Raw genomic sequence first — 20,897 nt, forward strand, 5'->3', positions numbered from 1 at the left:
GCAAGGGTTACGGCGGTGCAGCGGGTGCGGGGGGTCGTGCCGGCGCCGGGATATCACCACTTGGGTGCGACGACGGCCGGCAAGTGGTCGGGGGTCATCGGCCGGCTGGAGGTCGTCGATCCGGGGGTGCGGCCGGACACCTACGAGTTCCTGGCGGCGCGCTTCATGGCCAAGGCCGACGTCTCCGGCGGCGTGGCGTGGCTTGAGGCGGGCTGGACCGAGACGGGCTGGTCGGGCAAGGGCCGGCAGCGCATCTACAGCTACGACACCAATCGCCAGTCATGGATATTTTTTGACGAGTATCAATTGAAGCCCGGCGATCGCATCTGGATCCACATACAGACCGAGCAGGACGGGGACCACCCGGCCTGGCAAGCGTGGCTGTGGTGGGGCGACAAGTGGAACCTGCTGGCCAATCAAAGCCTGCCGATCGGGCCCCGGGCGACCATGGAGCAGTACGTCGAGGTGCACACCGAGCGCCCGTTCGACCTGCCGAAAGTGCGCGTGGACAGCGTGGCCGTCAAGGACGGGCCCACGGGGGCACTCAGGTACTGGGACGAGCCCGCCGTCGCGACCAACCCGGGCGCTCCTACCGGCGGCGGCTATTGCCTGACCTGGGCGAGCCGGTACGACAACTGGGCGGCGGGCACGTGCACGCAATAGCTTGGCAGGGGTGATGGATGAGCGCCTGCTGGGCGAGGATGAACGCAGGCTCGACGACATCGCCGAAATTCCTTCGAGCGGGCGACACATACTGGCTCACCCGGATCGTCAATCGCGTCTCGGCGGATCTCCGCTGACCGCCCGATAGCCGCCGAAGCTCGACTCCAGCACACCCTCCCCGCCCGTCAGCCCCGGCAATTTCCGTTGCAGGTCACGCACCTTGGCCGCGGGCAGAAGTGCTTCGAGTGTGGTCAGATCGCCGTGGGTCGACTGCGCCCGCACGGCCGCGCCGAGCCGTCCGAGCGCGGTCATGATGCCGCCCGTGGCGGTCGCCGGAATCTCCAATCGCACCAACAGCATCGGCTCGCACACCACCGTGCCGGCCTGCCGCAACGCCTGCATGAGCACGATCGGGGTCAGCCCGCGGTAGTCGCCCGGGGTGCTCAGCGGCCCGCGTGTCGAAGGCGGCCCGTCGGCCGAGCTGTAGTTGCACTCGGTCAAGGTCACCAGGCAGTCGGTCACCTGCCAGCCGAACAACCCCTCCTGCAGCGCCTGCTCGGCATACTGCCGCATGGCCTGAAGAAAACCATCGAGATTCTTGTACGCATACATCGGCACAGTGCGTGCCTCGACGCTCCCCCGAAACGCCAATCCCGTGCCCACCGGAGCCGGTTCAATCCGCAACCCGACCGTCGCCGAGAACGGATTGGACTCCATGTTGATGCGCTCGACCGCCTCGCCCGTCCCGATCGGCCGCTCGACGTGCAGCAGGGTCGTCTCATGGAACACCACATCGAGCCCGTAGTCGGCGGCGAGCAGCGACTCGATGACCTCCTTCTGCACCTCCCCGTACAGCGACACGTAGATCTCCTGGCGGGAGTCGTCCTGTCGCACGTTGATCAGCGGATCCTGCTCGGCGAGCTGGGCCAGCGCGGCCCGCAGCGCGCCCTTGTCCTGCGGCCGTTTCGGCGCCACCACGGTTTCGAGTGTGGGCGGCGGGAAATGGTGCTCGACGCCCGCCTCGACGGCCCCGATCGTGTCGCCCACCCGTCCCCGGCTCAGCCCCCACACCTTGCCGATCTCACCCGCGCGCAAGCACGATCCCGGTTCTATGGCGGTCACCCGGCCCTGCGGCAGCCGGTCACGCACGCGCAGCGTGCCGGAGAACAGGCGTAGATACGCGACGCCACGCTCGACCTTGAAGATGCGCCCAGCAACCGGGCCATCGGCGTCACCCGCGTCGGTGGGCAGCAGCTCCACGAGCCCCGCCATCAACGAATCAACACCCGCGCCGGTGACCGCAGAGCCGAAGAACACCGGGTGCACGAGCGCCCGTTTCGTTTGCGCGGCAAGCGCTTCACGCAACCGTCCAGCCGAGACAGACGATTGCACATACGCCGCGAGCAAGGTGTCGTCGTTTGCCGTCAGCACGTCGATGAGCGGGTCGCGTGCCGTAGGGCGCACGGCCCGCACGGCCAGCCTGCGCGGGATCTCCCTGAGCACGCGCTCCGGATCGGCCCCGGCACGGTCAAGCTTGTTCACGAACAGCAGGGTCGGCACGCCCAGCCGCTGCAGCGCACGCATCAGCACGCGGGTCTGCGGCTGCACCCCCTCCACGGCCGAGATCACCAGCACGGCCCCGTCGAGCACGTTCAGCACGCGCTCCACCTCGGCGATGAAATCCGGGTGGCCGGGCGTGTCGATCAGATTCACCTGCACGCCGTCGACCACGAACGAGGCCACCGCCGACCGGATGGTGATGCCGCGCCGGCGCTCCAACTCCATCGAGTCGGTCTGGGTCGTGCCGGCGTCGACGCTGCCGACCTCGTCGATGACGCCGGCCTCGTACAGCAGCCGCTCCGTCAGCGTGGTCTTACCGGCGTCGACATGCGCCAAAATCCCTAGGTTCAAAGTCCTGCGCAGCAAGCGTCATACCCTTCGAGAAAATCGAGAAGCCGTCTTCGATGGACATGACCGCTGCTCGCATCTCGATCTCCCTGGGTAGCTGGACTCGGGTACGGGTACCTGTCAGGCGCAGTCAACCACGCCGCCGCCCACCGAGACGACCGAATTACGACACTTGATGGGCAGGCGGGTGCGCGGGGCCTACAGTCCCGGCCATGCCCACGACTGCGCGTTTGGCGAGCGGCGCGACCGTCCTGGCCGCCGCACTGGTGATGCTCTGGCCCGCGCCGGCGGCGCGCGCCGACGAGGGGCTCGGTCTGCAGGCCCGTGCGGCGCAGCCCAGCTTCCGGATCGACGAGCCGATCAGGCTCACGCTGGCCGTGACCAACGGCACCGGCGTGGAGTGCGGCCTTGCCCGCGATCCCGAGGGCACCGTGCAGGTGGTCGCGGTGCGCAAGGACGGGCAGGAGCTGTCCCCGCTGCTGGGCCGCAGCTTCTACGTCGACGGCATCAACAACGCCATCGTGGCCGGCATGACCAGGGCGGCACAGCAGTCCACAGTGGACGTGGCGTTCGCGAGCGTGCGCGTCCACGACGGCGCCGAGCCCGGGAGTGCCGTGCTGCGCTCGGTCGCGGCGACACCCGAGGGTGGTGGGCTCGACGCGCTCTGGCCGGTCGGCACGCCCGGCCGGTACGAGGTGACGCTCGCCTACGCCGTCCCGTCGGTGGACGGCGGCGACATCGCGCCCTGCGGCGGGGCCACGACCTCGCAAACGGTCACGTTCATCGTCGGTGAGGAAAAACCCCAATCCGTCCTGTGGGTGCTCCCCGCGGCCGCCGCGATCATCGTGCTGGTGCTCGTGCTAGTCGTCGTGCTTGTGCGCAAACGCAGGAAAGCCGGTGCGGCCGTGGCATTGTTCCTCGCCGTTGCCGTCATCAGCGTGCCCAGACCGGCCCGCGCCGCCGACTACGAAATCGACCCGAACGCGGGCATTCCCGTGCCGGGCGTGGACTTCAAGGCCGCGGTCGAGGGGTGCCTGGCCGGATTCGCCGCGCCCGGCGGGGACCCGGCCGGCATCCTGCCCCGGCTCAAGGACCCCAAGTCGCCGAAGGTGCGCATCATCCCGACCACGGGCGGGTCCAACGCGTTCGAGACGCCGGCGAGCAAGGACGGCAAAGGCTCCTCGTCGATCGCGTGGAACCCGACGAGCACCGAGGCGTATGAGGGCGATGTGGCGCGGGATCCGTGCTCGGCCCTGTACCACGAACTCGCCCACGCCGACGACATCTCCAAGGACGCCGTGCCGCAGGGCGATTGTGGCGACACGGGCATCAAGACCGCAGAGGTGAAGGCGACGTTCACCGAAAACCGGTATCGCCGGGCCAAGGGCCTGCCGCCGCGCACCAAATATCAGGGCAAGCCCCTGCCGAAGAGTCTCGACGAGTGCAAGAAGCCCAAGAAGAAGCAGCCCCCGCAGAAGGGCCCGGTGAAGCTGTGCGAGGGCGCGGGCAAGAACCAGTGCGGCAGCACCAACGGCGATCCCCATTTGGTGACGTTTGACCGTGCCTACTACGACTTCCAGGCGGTGGGCGAGTTCGTCGTGGTGCGCTCGACGTCGGGCGAGCCGCTGGAGGTGCAGGCCCGGCAGGCGCCGCTCGGCAGCTCCCGCACGGTTTCGGTCAACACGGCCGTGGGCTTCCGGGTCGGTACTCAAAAAATAGAATTAGTGATTGTCAATGGTACGACTCAGGTGCGGATGGACGGTTCGGCGGCGGGCGTGCTGCGGCGGCGCGAGTCTGACATCAATGTCGCGGGCGGTTACGACATCATCTGGCCGGACGGCTCCGAGGCGGCGGTCGACCAGATCGGCACGTATGGTTATCGCATCCTGATCCGGCTGGCCGGTTCCCGGGCGGGCAAGGTCGAAGGGCTGCTCGGTGACTTCGACGGCGACCCGGCCGACGACATCGTCCCCGCGGGCATCAGCGCCCCGCTGGCCCAACCGGTAAAGTTCGAGCAGCTGTATCCGTCCTATGCGGACAGTTGGCGGGTGGCCCAGAAGGATTCGCTGTTCACCTATGCGCCGGGGCAGAGCACGGACACCTTCACCGACCGCAGCTATCCCGAAAAGCCCATGACCGTGGCCGATCTGGAGCCCAACCGGCGCGCGCAGGCCGAGGCGATCTGCCGCCGGGCGGGCGTCACCGATCCGTGGCAACTGCTCGAATGCGTGTTCGACGTGGGAGTGAGCGGACGGCCCGAATTCGCCGTCAGCAGCGCGGTTTCCGAGGTCGTTTCGCCGCCCCGGGCCGCACCGATCACCGCCCCGCCGATCGTGTCGGGGACGCTCGCGCCAGGCGATCGGCTCACCTTCACGGGCCGCGCGGGACAGCCCGTGTTCGCGGACGCATACGCCTCGACGATGCCCGACCGGTGCTCGCCCTATCGCCTGCTCGATCCGGCGGGCAAAGTCATCGGCACGGGCTGCAACATCAACGGCTTGGGCCACATCGACCGCACGGAGCTGGTGGTGGACGGTCAATACACGGTGCTCGTCGACGCCGACGTGGTCTCCACCGGCCGCGCCACCATCCGCGTCTACGCGGCAGAGGACACCGAATCGGCCATCCAGCCCAACGGGCCGCTCATGTCGGCCACGCTCGACCGGCCCGGATCCGTTGCGCGGTATCGTTTTGCCGGCACCGCAGGGCAGCGCGTCTTCGTCGACGTGCCCGCAAGCGACCTGCCCGACCAATGCTCGCCCCTGGAGTTGCGCGACGCGTCCGGCAAACTGCTCACCACCGGCTGCGTCATCAACGGCAACGGCGAAATCGAGGGCACGCTCCTACCCGCGGACGGCACCTACACCATCGTCGTCGATCCACGGGACCGCACCACCGGGACCGTCCATTTGCGACTGTTCGTGGCGCAGGACCAGATCTCGACCATCGCCGTCAACGGAGCGCCCATGGTCGCCGACATTCGACAACCCGGTTTTGTCATCCTGTACCAATTCCAGGGCGCGGCCGGCACCTCGGTCAAGCTCGACGCGACCGACTCCACGCTGCCCGATCAGTGCTCGCCCCTGCAGCTGCACGGTCCAAACGGCAAGGTGATCAGCAGCGGCTGTGTCATCAACGGCCGGGGCAGCATCGCACCCACCGTGCTTCCCGCCACCGGCACCTACACCGTCATTGTCGACCCGCGCGGTGCCGCCACGGGAGTCGTCACCCTCAGGTTGTTGAACTGACTCACCCGCTGAATGCTGGTGACACCCACGTGCCGGACCGCAGCCACCGCGACCGGTCCAGCCGCCGCCAGCACCGGCACAACTGGAAAGGTGTGCTGCACGAGGTCGTCAAATCGAGGACGTTAGCGTAGCCATGAGGATTTGAACCCACGGCAGACGATGATCCCGCCGCGGCAGGTGATCGTGAACACTCCCGCCTCTGCGAGATGATCCATTAATCGCTGCTCCGCACGCTGGATCGTGGCGTCGAATGGAACGCCCGTCTGATCCGCCCATGCGCGATAGGACCGGAAGTGTGAAATCACGGGATCGGGTTCAGTCACCGTAATCGTGCCGGGTAGCTCGATCACCGACACATTGTTGAACTGCGAGCCGAGGAGATCGGGCGCGTCATCGAGTGGGAACCTGGTGCTGAGCGAAACCCGCCTGGGGCCTTGCGGCATCCCGAGAACATCCGCGGCAGCTTGTGACCAAAGTTCATCCAATTCGGCCTTGTCTTCAGCCGCGTTCGTGGAGGCGATCACTATCCCCTCATGTCGCAATATTCGCGCGAGTTCGGCCACGCCACGCTCAACGTTGGGCAAGTGATAGATCATGTGCATCGCCAGCACGCCATCTACCTGGCCGGATGCAAACGGAAGGTGCATCGCGTCAGCAACGACCAGGGGAGCCGCAAGCCCGGCCATGATGCCGGGCGACAGGTCGAGGCCGATCACGGTGAGGTCCGGCCTCCAAATCCGAAGAGCGTTCAGGTAGAGCCCGTTGCCGCATCCAACATCGACCAGGACTCCCCTTGTCTCTTTGATCTGCTCCGCGACGATTGCTGGCAAGTCATAGGTCGGTACCTCCGCCCCGTAGAGCCGTTGCCGGGCTCTTAGATCGTGCGCATTTCCGTATGCGTCCTTGGCGAGCCTGCCCCGGTCGGTGCTGATATTCGATGTCATCACGCCCCTTCGTGAGGCTCGGTCGTGAGCGCAGGCCCGGATTCGCTAAAGCTGATCAAACTGTCGTGCAATTCTCGGCCGACACGGCTCTCGATGCAACGCGACCTTGCAAGACGGCGGGTCAGGCCGATTGCGCGCTTGCCGACGAATATGAGACCACCGTGTCCGACCCGGTGGCGGTGCGCCACATCCTCACGGCGCTGGACTTCACCGAACTGGCGACAGTGGACAAGCACCGCGAGGAATACGTGTTCGTGAACGGCGGCGCCCCGGTCATCGTCGCGATCGACACGATCGACAGCCTCGGCGCATTCGTCGAGTTCGAGTTCACCGGCGAGGCAAGCAGTCCCGATGATGCCGCCGCGCAACTCGACGCCTTCATCACGGACATTGACATGGGACTCGGCGAGCGGATCAACCGGGGGTACCCACACATGATGTTGGGCCGGGAACACTGACCAAGACGAAGCCACCCCGCTCGTACCTCACGGGGACGGGCGGAGCGCGTGGCTGCGGGTTAGTCGCCGTAGTGGTACGGGTTGGTCTTGCTGGAGTTGTAGACCCAGCTCGGTGAATAACCCTCTTCGCCACCTGGTTCTGGACCAAGGCGGCGGTGGTCTTCTACTGGCCATCAACCTCATCCGTGGCGGCGGCCTCGGCTGAGTGGTGAATGGTGAATGGTGAATGGTGCTATTCCCAGGCGCTCAGTGTGGTCAACGCCTCGATGGTCGCGCCCGGACGGGCCTCGAACTCGATGGTCGGCGTCCATCGCCGATAGTAGATCTGCCAGCCGCCGTCGGGCTGCTGCGAGGCCGCGAGATGGTCGAGCGAGGCGCGCAGCTGCGCGTCGGTGAACCATTGCGCGGCAAGGCTTTGCGGCGTCGGCGCGTAATCGTGCGCGTAGTGGAACTCCGACTCGGCATAGCCCGGCGCGGGTTTGGCCGACTCCGGGTGCGCGGGATCGAGCAACACCAGCCCTTCCGCGAGGATGAGCTCCCCGAGGCGGGCCGCGGCCCGCTCCGCACGCGCCCGATCGGGCGCGTGGTCGAGGAAGAGCACCGTGCTCTCGGCCTCGTAGGGGTGCGTCGACACCAGGTCGTCGATGGCGCGCCAGCAGAATTCGGTCGCGGCGTCCAGCCAGGGCGTGTCGATGCCGTGTTTGTGCAGCAGGCCCACTATGCGGCCGGTCGGAAGGAGCCCGCCGGCCGGGTGTGGCGGCGGCTCGATCCAGGGCGGTCGAGGGTACCGCGAAATATTGGGAAGAAAGGCAGGCAGGCCGCCGTCGGCGGTCACCTGTTGGCCCAGCCAGGTCACGATCGCGGTGACCCGGTCGCCGGACACGGCATCGATCTCGTCGAGGATCCGCAGCGCGGTCATGACGGTCAGCGGCTGGGCGAGCGGGCCTTTGATGTCGGGCTCCAGGCCGTAGGCGTAGCCACCGTCGCCCGTGGAGTAGGCGTCGAGCGCGACGAGCACGCCCTCGGTGTCGTGCACCACGCGGCGCTGGTCAAGCACGCGCCCGGTGAGCCACACGAAGCCTTCGGCGCGCTTGCGCATGTCTTCCGTTATGCGAGTCATGCCCCCACGGTATCGACATCGGTGCGGACAATCTGCTCAATGTTGCGTTCCGCCAGCGCCGTAATGGTGACGAACGGGTTGACGCTGGTGTTTCCCGGGATCAGCGAACCGTCGATGACATACAGCCCCGGATAGCCGTGCAGGCGCCCGTAATTGTCGGTGGCCCGGCCGAGAACGGCCCCGCCGAGCGGATGATACGTGAGATGGTCTCCCCAAATCTTGTTGCTGCCGAACAGATCCGTGCGATAGATCGTGCCCTCGCGCGAGTTGATTTTGTCGAAGATCGTCTTAGCCATCGTGATGGAGGCCTGCTTCCATGCGGTCTGCCAGCTCAGGTCGACCCGCCCGGCGGTCGGGTTCCAGGTGAACTCCGCGCGGTGCGGCGTGCGCGTGATCGACAGATAGAACGACGCATACGTCTCGATCCCGGTCGGCAGCGGAGCCACCTCGGCGAACGCGCCTCCGGCCGCCCAATTGTCGATGCCGGCGGTCGGCATGGACGACTGGAGTCTGCCGGTCGGGTCCCACATGTGGTTGGCCCGCCCGCACATCACGTTGCCGTTGTCGCCCCAGCCCTTGCCGACCTCGTTGTTGAGGTTGGGCAGCGCGCCCGTGGCCTTCAGCTTCACGAGCAGTTTGCTGGTGCCCACGCTCCCGGCGGCGAAGAAGACCCGGTCGGCGGTCACGGCCTTGGTGGCCACGGTGCCGCCCGTCGTGTCGATCTGTTCAATCATTATCGTGTACCGGCCACCGCCCGCCGGAGCGACGGAGACCACGCGATGCTGGGGTGAGATGGTGACCCTTCCGGTGGCGCGCGCCCGCTGCAGATACGTCTGCTGGAGCGTCTTCTTGCCGTAGTTGTTGCCATACAGGATTTCCGCCGCGAGTGCCGACTTGGGCACCGCCCCTGCCGCCTCCCGCTCCATGTAGTCCCAGTCGTACACGTTGGGCACGAGCACGAACGGGAAGCCGGAGCGCTGGGCGTGCTTGCGCCCGACGCGAGCATATTGGTAGCAGGCCGTGCTCTCCCACCAGTCCACATCCACATTGGACACGCCAAGCCCCGCATTGGCCCGTGGGTAATACACGTTGTACATCTCGTCGGGGTTCACCGTGGGCAGGATGGCCGCGAAGTGTTCGCGCCGCGGTGTCACGGCCATGCCGCCGTTGACCAGTGAGCCACCGCCCACACCCCGGCCCTGATAGACGGTGATCCCCGCGAAGTCCTCAGCGTCCAGGATTCCGGTGTACCGCGGGATGTTCTTGTCGATCGGGAACCCGAGGAAGTTGCTGATCGGCTGCTTGGTTCGCGTGCGCAGCCAGAAGGACCGATAGTCCGGGGTCCTCGTGTTGGCGAAGATCTTTCCGTCGGTACCGGGCGTGTCCCACGCCATGCCCATCTCGACCATGTGGACGTCGACTCCGGCCTGTGCCAGGCGCAGCGCGGCCACCGAGCCGCCATAGCCGGTGCCTATCACCAGAACCGGGACGTGCGCGCCGTCGCCGATCGACGCCTTGGCGGGAGCGGGAGTGGATAGCGCCATGGCCCCGATCATCGAACCGGTTCCCACGAGAAGCCTGCGCCTAGAGATCATGACGTGCCTCGCTTTCTGGGCGGTTGGGCGAGTAGAGCGAGGCTACCAGAATTGTAACGTGTTCTAACAGAGGGCTGGTGGGCAGGCGGTCCACTTTGCTACCTTCGGCGCATGATACCGACGGCGGTATGGGGTACCGGTAACGTCGGGTGTGCCGCCGTCCAAGCCGTACTTGCCCATCCAGCGTTGGAACTCGTTGCAGTTTTGGTGCACGATCCGGCAAAGGTCGGGCGCGACTTCGCGGGCGTCACCGCGACCGACGACATCGACGCCGTGCTGGCCGCACGCCCTCGCGCGGTGGTGTATGCGGCGTCCGGCGAGATCCGCGCCGACGAGGCCATCGCGGACATCGCTCGCGCCATCCGGGCCGGAGCGGTGGTCGTCTCGCCTTCCGTGTATGCGCTTTACGACCCGCGCAGCGCGCCTGCCGAGGTGCGCGAGCCGGTTCTCGCGGCCATCGACGAGGGCGGCGGCTCGCTGTTCGTGTCCGGAGTTGACCCCGGCTGGGCCAACGATGTGCTGCCGGTCCTCATCACCGGGGTGGCCACGTCCGTCGACGTCGTGCGCTGCCAGGAGATCTTCGACTATTCAACGTACGACCAGGAAGATTCGGTGCGCTGGCTCGTCGGGATGGGACAGCCCATGGACTACGAGCCGCCGATGCTCGCCGCAGGCGTGCCGAGCATGGTCTGGGGCGGGCAGATCCGGCTGATCGCGCGGGCACTGGGCGTTTCGCTCGACGGCGTGCGCGAGACCGTGGACCGGCGCGCGCTGCAAACCACGGTCAGCACCAAGACGATGGGCGAGTTCGAGGCGGGCACACAGGGCGCGATCCGCTTCGAGGTGCAGGGAATCATCGGCGGCGCTGCGCGCATCGTCATCGAGCACGTGACCCGCATCCACCCATCGTGCGCGCCCGACTGGCCCGCACCGCCCGATGGCATTGGCGCACACCGGGTTGTCATCGAGGGCAGCCCACGCATCGAGGTCACGATCGAGGCCCGCGACGAGGATGGCAACCCGTCGGCGGGCGGCAACGCGACCGCCGTGGGCCGCCTCGTCAACGCGATCGACTGGCTCCTGACCGCGCCACCCGGGCTCTACGACGCGCTCGACGTCCCCCTGCGCCCCGGCACACTTGGAAGGAAGCGGCCATGAACATCGACATCCCTCCCGGCAAGGACCCGATCGCCTATGTGTGGGGCGAGATGGTTCCCGGCATCGGGGTCGCCGCGTCGGCCTTTTCCCTTTCCGTGTACCAGTATTCGACCCTGGGGCTGCGCGAGTTCGAGGCCGCGCGGCTACGCGTCGCGCAGATCAATGGCTGCCTGTTCTGCCTCGACTGGCGGACCGATCGCGACGGGCAGAAGGTCGAGGAGGAGTTCGCCGACGCTGTCGAGCAGTGGCGCACGACGGACGCCTTCGACGAGCGCACCCGACTGGCCGCCGAATACGCCGAGCGGTACGCGCTGGACCATCACGGGCTCGATGAGGAGTTCTGGGGCCGGATGAGCGCGCACTACAGCCAGCTGGAGATCGTGGAGCTGAGCATGTGCATCGGCTCGTGGCTCGCGTTCGGGCGGCTCAACCATGTGCTGGGGTTGGACACGCAGTGCGTGCTGCGGTATTGAAGCAGGGTGTCCAATCAGGAGAAGGATTTGAGCCGTTACGAGGCACGGCTGCAGGATCTGGTGGAGGGAAGGACCGACCCGGAGGCCTGGCTGGCCTGGTGGGACGAGCACGAGCAGGAGGTCCGGCAGCTGTGCTCGCCCGGTGTCTTCCTGCGGCTCAAGCCCGGCCACCGCAGCGACGACCCGAACCGTTCGGCGCTGTCGAGCCAGCAGGCGGCGTGCCACGTGCTGGACCGGCTCGGTGTGGCATATCAGCGGTCCGACCGCTATCAGGTGGCAGCGGACGAGGCGTTCGCGCGCTTCGTGCGTGAGCAGGAGGCCGCCGAGCGGGCCAGGGCGCAGCGGTTCAAGCCCGTCATCGCCGGTCTGGCCGGCCACTTTCCCCGGTTCGCGCGGTTCCTCCGGTCCAATCTGGAGCAGGTCGACGAGTGCGAGCCGGGCATCGACGAGCCCGCGATCGCCGAGCTGGAGCAAGCGGCGGGCTCGCGTTTTCCGGACGACTACCGGGCTTTCCTGAGGTGCTGCCGTGAGCTGACGATAGGCGACACGCTGCAGTTGACCGCCATCCACCCGTTTGCTCACCCGTTCCGGGCGCGCAGCGTGGCCATTGCGGAGTATTGGCTGGAGGCCGACGGGGACCAGGCATTGCTCGACGGTGAAGGGGTTTTCTACTACGCCCATTCGGTTCCGGCGGTCCGCCCGCTGGCCAAGACCTTCACCGCCTGGCTCGAGACCCTTCCGCGCACTCTCTGATCACCGCATGGCTGCCCGCGTGTAGTACTCGTACAGTCCGTCGAAGATGGGGCCGGAGATCTCCAGCACCCGGTTGTCGTCGCAAACCATGGACAGCCCCCGCAACACGACGTCGAGTCCCGGCGCCTCCGGGGCGTGGTAGCGCTCATCGTCGAGGTCGGCCTCGTGCACGATCTCGGCGATGCGCCACAGCGCGGGATCGTCAAAACCCTTGCGCCGCAGGATGGTTTCGAAGGTGCAGTCGCCGCCGTGATGCGCCAGGTCCACCCCTGGGATGTCGAACGGTGTCGCGTCGGGCGGCACGTCGCCGGGGTCCTTGACGAAGACGAACTCGGCCGCGGCGTCCAGACGACGGCGGATCAGCCAGGCGCAGGCGGCCCGGTCGATGTGGATGTTGGCACGCGTTGCCCACTTCATTCGTCAACTATCGCAGCCACCGCGTCGTGGGCCAGCCCTCGCTCCGGCGTCGGGAAGTAGTCGCGCCTGCCGACCCGATGCAGCTCGGCTCGCAGGCGTTTCTTCGCCGCGCGGCGGGCCGCCGCGCCCAGCCCACCCGTCTGTTCGGCCTCCTGCCGGATCGCGTCGTACTCGGCGGCACGGGCGGCCTTCAGCTCCTCGGCGAGCTCGCGGCCGATCGCCACCGTGCCGGGCCGGGCAAGCCACGTCGTCGCGGTGCCACCGGCCTCGACGATCTCGGCGGCCAGCCATTCCAGCTGCTCCCGAGTGTGCGCGTCATCGGGCAGCGCGACCAGGCCGTCGTTGAGCTGTGCCACGCCCAGCCGTTTGAGCTTGCGCCAGGTCGCGATCCGGGGGGTCGACGGCTCCCGCGGCAGCCGGTACGACAGCAGGACCCATTCGCCAGGCACCACCGGATCGTAGCGGCCGGCGCGACCTGCACGAGGCGGGCGAGCGCAGCGGGCGCCGCATCGCCACCTTCCCTTGTTGATGTAACCGTGGTTACATTACACGCATGCTGGTCGTCTTCGTCTGCCTGCACGGAGCGGGCAAGAGCCGGGTCGCCGCCGCGCTGTTCAACGCCGCGGCCCCGCCTGGGTGGCGTGCCACCTCGGCGGGGGTCACACCACAGGACGCGCCGTCGCCGCATCCCGCATCGCTGTTGGCCGGCACGGCCGCGGCCCGATGGGTCGATGACTCCATGCCGCGGGCCATGCTGGACACTCCCGCCGACCTCACCGTCGCCATCGACTGCGCCACCCCCGCCGACCGCCGATGGGACCTCGAACACGAGTGGCCCGACCCACGCGTGGCCGACGAACTGCGCACCCTCACCGCCGAGCTGGCGCGCGGACTGTGAGCGACATCCCGTTCCGCGAGGCGGTGCGCACGTGGTTTCTCATCTCCCTGCAGACCTTCGGCGGCCCGGCCGGACAGATCGCCGTCATGCAGCACATCCTGGTCGACACCAAACGATGGATCGACCAGAAGCGGTTCCTGCACGCGTTGAACTACTGCATGCTGCTTCCCGGACCCGAGGCGCAGCAGCTGGCGATCTACATTGGATGGTTGCTGCACGGAACCCGTGGCGGGCTGGTAGCCGGGATCCTGTTCGTCATTCCCGGAGTCGTGGCGCTGCTCGGCCTGTCCGTGGTCTACGTGCTTTACGGCGACACCGCGATGGTCACCGCGCTCTTCGCCGGCCTGGCCCCCGCTGTGCTGGCCATCGTCGCCCACGCTGTCTGGCGCGTCGGGCGGCGCTCACTGAAGCAGCCGGCCCAGATCGCCATCGCGTCCGCCGCGTTTGTCTGCCTTGCCTTTTTGGGGGTACCGTTCCCGGCCGTCATCGCCGTGGCGGCCCTCGCCGGATGGGTGTTCCTGCGCCGCCACACCTCCATCCCCGAGGACGAAGACGTCGCCCCGCCGCCACCCCGCTGGAGCCGGTCGGCGGCGATCGTCGTGATCGGACTCGCGCTGTGGGCGGCACCCGTCTTGGCGGTCGTCCTGTTCACCGGTTGGGGCAGCACACTTTCGCAACAGGGCCTGTTCTTCTCCGGCACCGCGCTCGTCACCTTCGGCGGCGCCTACGCGGTGCTCGCCTACGTCGCGCAGCGCGCGGTCGAAACCTACGCCTGGGTCACGCCCGACGAGATGGTCCGCGGTCTCGGGCTCGCCGAAACCACACCCGGTCCGCTCATCATGGTCGTGCAGTTCGTCGCGTTCCTCGGCGCCTACCGCGATCCCGGCGGGCTCGACCCTTGGGCCGCGGCCGTCATCGGCTCGCTGCTGACCACGTGGGTCACCTTCGTGCCCTGCTTCATGTTCATCTTCCTCGGTGCGCCCTACGTCGAACGCCTGCGCCGCAACCGGTCACTGTCGGCGGCACTCACCGGCATCACCGCCGCAGTCGTCGGCGTCATCGCCAATCTCGCCGTCTACTTCGCCGCCCACACCCTGTTCGCCGACGGTTCCGTGCGCTGGTTTTCCGTTGGTATCGCCGTGCTCGCGGCCATCATGCTGTTCGCCCTGCGATGGGGCGTGCTGCGCACGCTCGGCGTGTGCGCGCTGGTGGGCGTCCTGCCGACGATCGTTGCCCATTTGTGGGGATAACGCCTTCGACAGTTTATGGCTGTGCGACGAGTTGGCTGATCCGCCGCGTGCGGCGGATCACGGCCGGGTGGTCCGGCGGGCGGTTGAGCGGGCCGAGCCAGCGGCAGAGTTGGCGCAGCGCGAGCAGGATCGCGCTGCGCCGGATGGACTCCAGGTGATCGGCTGGCAGGGGCTGCACCCGTTGATAGCCGGTCAGCAGAGCGGGCAACCAGGCGGCTTGGTCGTGCAGGTAAAAGTGGCCCAGGTCGAACAGGCGCTCCGCCCCACGGATCTCGCTGAAGTCGATGAGGCCGGTGTAGCGGCCGTCGGCGCAGAAGATCTGGGTGAGATCGAAGTCGCCGTGCGTCAGCAGCGCCGGCGCGTATGGCTGGTGGCGCTCGTGTTCGATGCGGACCTCGATGGCGTCGAGGACCGGCGTGGCGAAAAGCGACGCCAGCGGGCCGGGCCAGGGCGATGGCAGGTAGGAGGTGGCAAACTCCGCATAGCTGGGGTATTCGGCGTGCAGCGGCCAGCGGCGCCCACGCCGTCGCACCCAACCGAATCCGTCCACCGGTTGCTGGTTGAGCACCGCGAGGTCGGCCCCGGCCGCCTCGACGACGGCAGCGTCGATCGTGGGTGTCTCGGCCAGCGAGGTGCCAGGGACCTCGGTCGTGATCATCGTGGAGCGGCCGATGCCGGCGTTGAACGGCTCGACATGGATGGGCTCGGCGACCCGCACACCGAGGTCGCGGAGCCGCTGGTGTAGCTCCGCATCGGTTTGCAGATTGTCGTCGGGCTCCTCGGCGATGCGCAGATAGAAGGTTTCCGGTCCGTGCAGGACCCGATAGACCTGCGCGGACACCCCGTCGAGCGTGCGTTGCCAGGTCACCGAGGTGCCGAAGACCTGCTGCAATAGGGCATCGACAGCGGTGGCGTCGACGTCTGGCTTACGGACCACCAAAACTCCTCCACCTACGGGCCGAGCATGAACTTACGTCCATGTTCGACGGCGTGTCGCCGCATTAACTTCATGGTCAACGCGAAGTGGGGCGCCCCTTGAGGAACGCCCCACGCATAGGAGAGCAGTCTTGCCTATCCCTTGACCGCGCCCTGCAGGCCCCCGACGATCCGCCGCTCGGCGAGCGTGAAGAACAGCAGAGCGGGCAACATCGCCAGCGAGGTGAAGGCGAGGATTCCAGCGGTGTCGGAGGTGTACTGCGTCGAGAAGTTCTGCACGCCCAGCGGCAGCGTGTGCAGATTGGCGTCATTGAGCACGAGCAGCGGCAACAGGAATGCGTTCCAGCTCGTCACGAAAGCGAGCACACCGACGGTGACGAGCGCCGGCCCCGACAGCGGCAACAGGATGCGCCAGAAGAAGCCGAGCCGGCTACTGCCGTCGATGTATGCCGCGTCCTCCAGCTCAGTCGGGATGGCGAGCAGAAACGGACGCAGGATCACGATCGTGACCGGCAACTGGAAGGCGACCTGGGGGAGGATCACGGCGTAGTACGAGTTGATCAGATCCATGTCGCGCAGCATGAGATACAGCGGCAGGATCGCCGCGCCCGCCGGGAAAAGCAGGCCCAGGGTGAAAAACGTGTAGAGCACTTCCCGGCCGCGGAAGGTGTAGCGGGCGAGCACGAACGCGGCGCACACACCCAGGGCGATCACGCAGAGCGTGGTGCCGAGGGCGATCACCGCGCTGTTCAGCGCCTGCGCCCAGAACCGCCCCTGGGACAGCACCCTTCCGTAGGTGCTCGGGACCCATGGGTCGGGCAGCCCGGCCGGGTCCGCGTTGAGCTGGGCGGTGTCGCGGAAGCCGCCGAGAACCACATACAGCACCGGCACGATCGACACGGCCGCGATGGCAAGCGCCAGCGCGTAGGTGAGCGGACTGCTCCAATGCACCGGACGGCGCCTTTTCGACGCGGAAAGGACTTCGGTCGCGGACATTTTCAGCCCACCCTCCCCGTTAGCGCTCCCTGAATGTCGCGGCGTAGGACGAAGCGCTGGAACACCAGCGCCGCGACGAACGATATGACAAACAGGATCACCGCCACGGCATTGCCGTAACCCCACAGCCGGGCGAAGAAGCCGTTGTCCACCATGTAGGTGGCCATGGTGTTGGCGGCGCCGAGCGACCGGGTCGAAGGCGCGGCGACCACCCAGATGACGTCGAAGACCTGTAGCGAACCGATCACCGACAGGAACATCCAGATCCGGATCGTCGGCCCCAGCAGGGGCAAAGTGATGTGCCGCTGGATTTGCCACCAGCTCGCGCCGTCGATCGCGGCCGCCTCGGTCAGCTCATGGGGCACATTGGACAGTCCGGCGAGGAACAGGATGATGGCGAACCCAACGTATTTCCACGTGAGGATGAACAGCAGTGTCCAGATGATGACCGGGAGGTCGGAGAGCCACCCCTGCACCAGGTTGCCCAGCCCGAGCGACTTCAGCAGCGCGTCGGCGCTGCCGTCACGCGTCAGGATGAGCCGCCACATGATGCCGACGGTGACCTCGGCGAGCACATATGGGACGAACATCAGGAGCCGGAAGAACGCACGGCCCCGGAAACGGCGGTTGAGCAGCAGCGCGACACCGATGGCGATCGGGCCCTGCACCAGCAGCGACCCGACGACGATGATGAGGTTGTTCCACAGCGCGTCGCGGAAGATCGGGTCTTCGAAGGCGACCAGATAATTGCGCCATCCGACGAACTCGGTGGGTGGCCCGACGCCACGCCACCGGTAGAGGCTGTAGTAGACCGCGAAGCCCATCGGCACCAGAACGAACATCGTGTAGACGACGATCGCGGGCGTGGTCAGCCCGATGATCTCGTACCACTTGCGCCGGGTGCGAGCGGCGCGGCTGGAGGAACCGTTTGCGGACCGGTGCCCCGCCAACCGCGCACCGGCGCGGTTGGCGGAGCCCAGCGACTGGCTGGTCTGGGTCATTTCTTCGCGGCCGACTTCATGTCATCGACCACCTTCTGCGGCGTCCCGGTCCCGGCGAAGATCGCGATGATCCCGTCGTTCATCGCGTTGCCGACCGTGCTGCCGTAGGCCGTGTCCAGCCACAGCTGGACGTAGCTCGCCTCGGTGGTTGCCTTCAGGATCGACGCCAGGACCGGCTCTGAGACGCCACTCTCGGCGCCCTTGGCGACGGGGAGGCCGACACCGGTTGCGGCGTAACCCTTCTGGACCTCGGGGCTGGCTATGTACTTGAGGAACTCCACGCACTCCGGCGGGGCCTGCTTGGCGCAGGCGAACCCGTCACCGCCGCCAAGGGCCGCCTTCGGGTCGCCTGGAGCACCCGTGATCGCGGGGAACGGGAACCAGCCGATGTTGGGCTTCATGGCGGCCCAGCCGTCGCCGGCGAGGGTCTCCATGGTGCCGAAGTTCCAGTCGCCCATGAGCTCCATCGCGGCCTTGCCGGTCGCGACCAGGCCGGCCGAGCTGCCCGCACCCTGCTGGGAAACCGTGGCGATGAAGTTCGGCTGGAACGGCTGGATGCCGATGAAGTCCTTCAGGTCGGTGCCGGCCTTCACGAAGCACGGGTCGTCGAACTTGAGCTCGAGGCTCGCCTTCTTCAGGGTGTCGATGGAGCAGGCGCGCAGCGCGAAGTTGTACCAGTAGTGTGCGGCGGGCCACTTGTCCCCGGCGCCCACCGAGATCGGGATGACGTTGGCGGCCTTCAGCTTGGCGACGGCCTGCTTCAGCTCATCCAGTGTCTTCGGCGGAGCTGTGATGCCCGCATCGGCGAACAATTTCTTGTTGTACCAGAAGCCCTCGATGCCCATCCGGAAGGGCAGGCCATACTGACGTCCTTCGACCTGCCAGATGGCGGCCGAGCTGCCGATGTTGGCGACCTCGGTCTTGGTCTGGTCGGTGATGTCCTTGAGATAGTCGGCCTTTACCTGTTCGATTATCTCGCCGCCACCCCACGCCTGGAAGATGTCGGGCGGGTCGTTGCTCAGCAGGGCCGCCGGGATCCGGGTGCGCTGAAGCTGGTTGGTCTCGATCGCCTCGATCTGGATCGTGACGGTCGGGTGGAGCTTGTTGAAGTCGTCGGCGACCTTTTGCCAGAATCGCTTTCCTGGCCCCTCATCGGAGGCGTTGTGCCACCAGGTAAGGGTCACCGGGTTCTTGTACAGCTCAGCTTCGGCTGGAGGCTGTTCCTTAGTGCACGCGCTTGGCAGCAACAGAGTGGTCGTCGCCATTAGCGCCAAGGCGGCGCGAACACGGCGCGATCGTGCCATTGGAGTCTCCTCAAAACGGTTGTCGCGTCAGGTACCGAAACTTTCTGTCGTGATCCGAAAATTACCGGGAATGCCGCGGACGTTACGGTGTGATTGCGGTCTCGGTCAAGGGGTTGGCCGATCTCCTGTGCATCGGTTTGTCGGCGGATCCGTTCCGGTTTGGTCTCCATGCAGCACATGTGTGCTAGGCCGGGCTGTCCACCGGTGCGCGGATTGCGATCAAGACGGGCCGGTGATCGGCGACTCGTGCCTTGACTGCTCCTGCGGGCGCGGCATCGGCGGAGCGTGTGTGAGAAGGATTTCGCTTGCGCCCCAACGAATCGGACCGGCGCAGCCGGCCGGGCTCGCCGCTTCCGGAAGTTGCGGAACTTTTCCGGAATAGGCCCCGCGATGCCAGGACGTCACCTGCCGTGATGCTCTCGCGCGCGTCTGGACCACGCCCGTTGACGGGTTCCAGATGGCGGGCCATCCCGGCCGATTGGCGGTCATGGTTGTCGAGATTGGACGGCGCGCGCTCGTGCGCTCGGCGCGACAGAGCATCCGGGTTGTGCGCGTCGAATACCTAGAAGTACTATGCATCGCACTCCCATGCATAGGGCTTCGAGGGTTAGGTGGGTGATCATGCGCATTTCCAGGGACCTCACCGCCGCGTCGGCCGTCCCGCTGGTGCTCGGCATCGTGGCACCGCGCGAGCATCACGGGTACTCGATCATGAAAGGGGTCAGAGAATCGTCCGGCGGTCGTTCGGACTGGGCGGACGGATTGCTCTACCCCTTGCTGCACCGGCTGGAGCGGCTGGGCTACCTGGAATCGATCTGGCGCGCCACGCCAAGCGGGCGCCGCCGTAAGTACTACCGCTACCGGATGTCACATCCGGGGCCCCGGTGGTGCTCCGAAGATGTGGAAGAAAATGTGGGGCTCGCAGGGCACGGTCAGACCGCACTGGCCGTCGCCGTTCCGGCCGCTCCTGCGGGACGAGGGAACATCCGCCCGGATCTCGAACAGGTCTTCCGCACCGCCTATCCGAGGGTCGTCGCCGTCGCGGCCCGGGTGCTCGGCTCCCGGGACGAGGCCGAGGACGTGGCGCAGGAGGTGTTCCTGGCGTTCGGGCGTTCCTCGGTGCCGGCCGGTGAGGCGGTGGGCTGGTTGTCCGTCGCCACGGCGCACACCGCGCTGAACCACCTGCGCTCCAGCCGTCGCCGTGCCTCCCGTGAAGAGGCCGCCAACCGCGGCGACGGCGTCTGGCCGGATGTGGCCGACGCCGTCGTGACACTCGACGAGCGCCGCCGGGTGCGTGCGGCGCTTGCCCGGCTGCCCCGCAAGCAGGCGGTCGCGCTCGTGCTGCGGCACAGCGGCCTGAGCTACGCCGAGGTCGCCGCCGCTCTCGATCTGTCCGTCGGCAGCGTGGGCACCACTGTGCGGCGCGCCGAATCCAACCTACGCAAGGAGTTGAACCGTCATGCGTCATCCGACTGACGGCACGTTGCGCCGGCTCGTGGATGAGCCGGCCGGTGTCGCCGACGCCGATCACGAGCACGTCGCCGGTTGCCAGGTGTGTCTGTCCACATTGGAAAACGCGCGGCAGGACGCGGCGATGGCCGGTGCGGCGCTGCACTTCGAGGTCACCACCGACGTCGACGAAGGGTGGCGTCGCCTGTCCGGTGCGCTCGCCGCGGACGGTGCGCTCGCCGCGGACACACCCCGGCCGCGGGTGGCCGCCTCCACCCGCGGCCGGCGGTGGCGCGCGGCGTTGCGCAGCCCGGTGATCGCCGTCG

19 protein-coding genes and 1 pseudogene are annotated in these 20,897 nt (G+C 67.3%); 10 read left to right on the forward strand and 10 right to left on the reverse strand.

Features of this window, described 5'->3' with window-relative positions:
- Positions 1–15 precede the first annotated feature (15 nt).
- Positions 16–663, forward strand: a complete 648-nt coding sequence (locus DM816_RS05925; protein WP_246001619.1) for a hypothetical protein — start codon at positions 16–18, stop codon at positions 661–663.
- A 108-nt stretch (positions 664–771) separates the two neighbouring features.
- On the opposite strand, the gene DM816_RS05930 is transcribed toward DM816_RS05925, so the two are convergent.
- Positions 772–2,586 (reverse strand): GTP-binding protein, encoded by a 1,815-nt coding sequence (locus DM816_RS05930; protein WP_170318786.1) that lies wholly within the window; start codon positions 2,584–2,586, stop codon positions 772–774.
- Between the two features lie 197 nt (positions 2,587–2,783).
- On the opposite strand from DM816_RS05930, the gene DM816_RS05935 reads away from it, so the two are divergent.
- Complete coding sequence (locus tag DM816_RS05935; RefSeq protein ID WP_117209081.1) at positions 2,784–5,819, forward strand: VWD domain-containing protein; 3,036 nt, start codon at positions 2,784–2,786, stop codon at positions 5,817–5,819.
- A gap of 122 nt (positions 5,820–5,941) precedes the next feature.
- On the opposite strand, the gene DM816_RS05940 is transcribed toward DM816_RS05935, so the two are convergent.
- Positions 5,942–6,763, reverse strand: coding sequence for a class I SAM-dependent methyltransferase (locus DM816_RS05940; protein WP_117209083.1), 822 nt, complete (start codon positions 6,761–6,763; stop codon positions 5,942–5,944).
- Between DM816_RS05940 and DM816_RS45170 the strand changes: the two genes are divergently transcribed.
- The gene (locus DM816_RS45170) at positions 6,757–7,221 is read left to right on the forward strand and encodes a CYTH domain-containing protein (protein ID WP_117209085.1); all 465 of its coding nucleotides are present in this window, start codon (positions 6,757–6,759) and stop codon (positions 7,219–7,221) included. The two genes, DM816_RS05940 and DM816_RS45170, sit on opposite strands and share 7 nt — an antisense overlap.
- Positions 7,222–7,453: 232 nt before the next feature.
- Here the strand turns inward: DM816_RS45170 and DM816_RS05950 are convergent, their stop codons facing one another.
- Together DM816_RS05950 and DM816_RS05955 are read right to left on the reverse strand one after the other, a co-directional pair.
- A complete protein-coding gene (locus DM816_RS05950; protein WP_117209087.1) occupies positions 7,454–8,341 on the reverse strand; it encodes a hypothetical protein in 888 nt (295 codons plus the stop codon).
- Positions 8,338–9,885, reverse strand: coding sequence for a GMC oxidoreductase (locus DM816_RS05955; RefSeq protein WP_246001621.1), 1,548 nt, complete (start codon positions 9,883–9,885; stop codon positions 8,338–8,340). The genes DM816_RS05950 and DM816_RS05955 overlap by 4 nt, the downstream gene beginning before the upstream one ends.
- 162 nt (positions 9,886–10,047) lie before the next feature.
- On the opposite strand from DM816_RS05955, the gene DM816_RS05960 reads away from it, so the two are divergent.
- Genes DM816_RS05960 through DM816_RS05970 form a run of 3 tightly spaced genes read left to right on the forward strand, consistent with a single transcriptional unit; the run spans position 10,048 to position 12,320 of the window.
- Complete coding sequence (locus tag DM816_RS05960) at positions 10,048–11,094, forward strand: NAD(P)H-dependent amine dehydrogenase family protein (protein WP_117209089.1); 1,047 nt, start codon at positions 10,048–10,050, stop codon at positions 11,092–11,094.
- On the forward strand, positions 11,091–11,567 hold the full coding sequence (locus DM816_RS05965) for a carboxymuconolactone decarboxylase family protein (RefSeq protein ID WP_117209091.1): 477 nt from the start codon (positions 11,091–11,093) through the stop codon (positions 11,565–11,567). The genes DM816_RS05960 and DM816_RS05965 overlap by 4 nt, the downstream gene beginning before the upstream one ends.
- A gap of 6 nt (positions 11,568–11,573) precedes the next feature.
- Positions 11,574–12,320, forward strand: coding sequence for an SMI1/KNR4 family protein (locus DM816_RS05970; RefSeq protein ID WP_117209093.1), 747 nt, complete (start codon positions 11,574–11,576; stop codon positions 12,318–12,320).
- Here the strand turns inward: DM816_RS05970 and DM816_RS05975 are convergent, their stop codons facing one another.
- Together DM816_RS05975 and DM816_RS05980 are read right to left on the reverse strand one after the other, a co-directional pair.
- Positions 12,321–12,737 (reverse strand): chromate resistance protein ChrB domain-containing protein, encoded by a 417-nt coding sequence (locus tag DM816_RS05975; protein WP_117209094.1) that lies wholly within the window; start codon positions 12,735–12,737, stop codon positions 12,321–12,323.
- Positions 12,734–13,186, reverse strand: a complete 453-nt coding sequence (locus tag DM816_RS05980; protein WP_246001625.1) for a Chromate resistance protein ChrB — start codon at positions 13,184–13,186, stop codon at positions 12,734–12,736. The genes DM816_RS05975 and DM816_RS05980 overlap by 4 nt, the downstream gene beginning before the upstream one ends.
- A gap of 104 nt (positions 13,187–13,290) precedes the next feature.
- On the opposite strand from DM816_RS05980, the gene DM816_RS05985 reads away from it, so the two are divergent.
- On the forward strand, positions 13,291–13,635 hold the full coding sequence (locus DM816_RS05985; RefSeq protein WP_117209097.1) for a hypothetical protein: 345 nt from the start codon (positions 13,291–13,293) through the stop codon (positions 13,633–13,635).
- Positions 13,632–14,885 carry a chromate efflux transporter gene (gene chrA, locus DM816_RS05990; protein ID WP_246001626.1) on the forward strand — a complete coding sequence of 418 codons (1,254 nt, stop codon included), beginning with the start codon at positions 13,632–13,634 and terminating at the stop codon, positions 14,883–14,885. Before DM816_RS05985 ends, chrA begins: the two co-directional genes overlap by 4 nt.
- 13 nt (positions 14,886–14,898) lie before the next feature.
- Here chrA and DM816_RS05995 read toward each other — a convergent pair whose 3' ends face one another.
- The 4 genes from DM816_RS05995 to DM816_RS06010 form a co-directional block, all read right to left on the reverse strand.
- Positions 14,899–15,822, reverse strand: a complete 924-nt coding sequence (locus DM816_RS05995; RefSeq protein WP_162907151.1) for a phosphotransferase family protein — start codon at positions 15,820–15,822, stop codon at positions 14,899–14,901.
- Between the two features lie 134 nt (positions 15,823–15,956).
- The gene (locus DM816_RS06000; protein ID WP_117209102.1) at positions 15,957–16,817 is read right to left on the reverse strand and encodes a carbohydrate ABC transporter permease; all 861 of its coding nucleotides are present in this window, start codon (positions 16,815–16,817) and stop codon (positions 15,957–15,959) included.
- A 2-nt stretch (positions 16,818–16,819) separates the two neighbouring features.
- Complete coding sequence (locus DM816_RS06005; RefSeq protein ID WP_117209103.1) at positions 16,820–17,818, reverse strand: carbohydrate ABC transporter permease; 999 nt, start codon at positions 17,816–17,818, stop codon at positions 16,820–16,822.
- Positions 17,815–19,002 carry an extracellular solute-binding protein gene (locus DM816_RS06010; RefSeq protein WP_246001628.1) on the reverse strand — a complete coding sequence of 396 codons (1,188 nt, stop codon included), beginning with the start codon at positions 19,000–19,002 and terminating at the stop codon, positions 17,815–17,817. The genes DM816_RS06005 and DM816_RS06010 overlap by 4 nt, the downstream gene beginning before the upstream one ends.
- Before the next feature lie 741 nt (positions 19,003–19,743).
- Between DM816_RS06010 and DM816_RS06020 the strand changes: the two genes are divergently transcribed.
- Together DM816_RS06020 and DM816_RS06025 are read left to right on the forward strand one after the other, a co-directional pair.
- Positions 19,744–20,598, forward strand: coding sequence for a sigma-70 family RNA polymerase sigma factor (locus DM816_RS06020; protein ID WP_246001630.1), 855 nt, complete (start codon positions 19,744–19,746; stop codon positions 20,596–20,598).
- A pseudogene (locus DM816_RS06025) lies at positions 20,582–20,897 on the forward strand (hypothetical protein); the annotation flags it as partial. The gene DM816_RS06020 and the pseudogene DM816_RS06025, both read left to right, overlap by 17 nt.

Source organism: Allorhizocola rhizosphaerae (genome assembly GCF_003426775.1).
Lineage (GTDB): Bacteria > Actinomycetota > Actinomycetes > Mycobacteriales > Micromonosporaceae > Allorhizocola > Allorhizocola rhizosphaerae.

What these genes read in the sequence shown, in the direction of transcription:
- DM816_RS05950 (WP_117209087.1), bottom strand. Translation starts at nt 8,341, where the DNA reads ATGACTCGCATAACGGAAGACATGCGCAAGCGCGCCGAAGGCTTCGTG.
- DM816_RS06000 (WP_117209102.1), bottom strand. Translation starts at nt 16,817, where the DNA reads ATGTCCGCGACCGAAGTCCTTTCCGCGTCGAAAAGGCGCCGTCCGGTG.
- DM816_RS05955 (WP_246001621.1), bottom strand. Translation starts at nt 9,885, where the DNA reads ATGGCGCTATCCACTCCCGCTCCCGCCAAGGCGTCGATCGGCGACGGC.
- DM816_RS06020 (WP_246001630.1), top strand. Translation starts at nt 19,744, where the DNA reads ATGCGCATTTCCAGGGACCTCACCGCCGCGTCGGCCGTCCCGCTGGTG.
- DM816_RS05935 (WP_117209081.1), top strand. Translation starts at nt 2,784, where the DNA reads ATGCCCACGACTGCGCGTTTGGCGAGCGGCGCGACCGTCCTGGCCGCC.
- DM816_RS05960 (WP_117209089.1), top strand. Translation starts at nt 10,048, where the DNA reads ATGATACCGACGGCGGTATGGGGTACCGGTAACGTCGGGTGTGCCGCC.
- DM816_RS05940 (WP_117209083.1), bottom strand. Translation starts at nt 6,763, where the DNA reads ATGACATCGAATATCAGCACCGACCGGGGCAGGCTCGCCAAGGACGCA.
- DM816_RS05975 (WP_117209094.1), bottom strand. Translation starts at nt 12,737, where the DNA reads ATGAAGTGGGCAACGCGTGCCAACATCCACATCGACCGGGCCGCCTGC.
- DM816_RS05985 (WP_117209097.1), top strand. Translation starts at nt 13,291, where the DNA reads ATGCTGGTCGTCTTCGTCTGCCTGCACGGAGCGGGCAAGAGCCGGGTC.
- DM816_RS05965 (WP_117209091.1), top strand. Translation starts at nt 11,091, where the DNA reads ATGAACATCGACATCCCTCCCGGCAAGGACCCGATCGCCTATGTGTGG.
- DM816_RS06005 (WP_117209103.1), bottom strand. Translation starts at nt 17,818, where the DNA reads ATGACCCAGACCAGCCAGTCGCTGGGCTCCGCCAACCGCGCCGGTGCG.
- DM816_RS45170 (WP_117209085.1), top strand. Translation starts at nt 6,757, where the DNA reads ATGTCATCACGCCCCTTCGTGAGGCTCGGTCGTGAGCGCAGGCCCGGA.